This is a genomic window from Oleiphilus sp. HI0061, assembly GCF_001635675.1.
Map to the genome: position 1 here is coordinate 1 of NZ_LWFE01000438.1, position 1,129 is coordinate 1,129.

A 1,129-nucleotide genomic window follows, 5' to 3' on the forward strand; every position below is an offset into this window, starting at 1 on the left:
GAGTCGGTCTTCGCCTGATTGCCGTGCTGCTCGGCTTTTGGCTTTTTGGGTTTCTTGGGCTTTTTTGCTTTGAACGGACGAGTATCTAGCTGGGATTCGGGTAGGGAGTGCACAGGTTCGAAGCCTTCGACCGTTCTACGTTGAATCACTTGTTTAGTTAACCGTTCAATACCTTTGAGTTCTTTAAATTCATCGGCACAAACCAAAGATATCGCTAAACCATCCGACCCCGCGCGGCCGGTTCTACCTATTCTGTGCACGTAATCTTCAGATACGTGAGGTAGCTCAAAGTTAACAACCTGAGGTAGCTGATCTATATCGATGCCGCGTGCTGCAATATCAGTCGCAACTAAAACTTGAATGACACCAGACTTAAACTCTTGTAGGGCTCGAGTTCGGGCACCTTGACTTTTATTGCCGTGAATCGCGGCAGCTTTGATACCTGCCCCTTCGAGAACTCTTGTTAGGCGGTTTGATCCATGTTTGGTACGACAAAAAACCAAAGTTTGTTGCCAGTTTTCTTCCTTAATCAATTGGCATAAAAGTTTTGATTTTCTATTTTTATCGACTGGGTATATCCACTGCTCAATTGTTTTTGCTGTTGTATTACTGGGACTAACTGAGACCTCAACGGGGTTATGTGTAAACTCTCTTGAGAGCATCTTGATTTCGTCTGAAAAGGTGGCTGAGAATAATAGGCTTTGCCTGTTCTTTGGAAGCAAGGAAATAATTTTCCGAATATCCCTTATAAAGCCCATATCTAGCATTCTGTCAGCTTCATCGAGAACAAGGATTTCGAGGTCTTCAAATTTCACTGCATTTTGAGAGTGTAGGTCGAGAAGACGTCCCGGAGTGGCTACAAGTATATCGAGACCTTTACGTAGCAGCATCATCTGAGGGTTAATCTTGACGCCACCGTAGACAACAGAAGAACGTAGAGGAAGGTGTTTCGAATACTGCTCAACACTTACGGCAATTTGTGCTGCGAGTTCTCTGGTTGGGGCGAGGATAACTGCACGAACTCGATTACCTTTTGGTTTTCGCCTTTAACGAGACGATCTAGGATGGGCAATGTAAAACCAGCAGTTTTCCCTGTGCCGGTTTGTGCTGCTGCTAAAAGGTCATGGCC

1 pseudogene is annotated in these 1,129 nt (G+C 45.1%); it reads right to left on the reverse strand.

Going from position 1 to position 1,129, the window contains the following annotated elements:
• Positions 1-1,129 (reverse strand): annotated as a pseudogene (locus A3735_RS05900) (DEAD/DEAH box helicase); the annotation flags it as partial.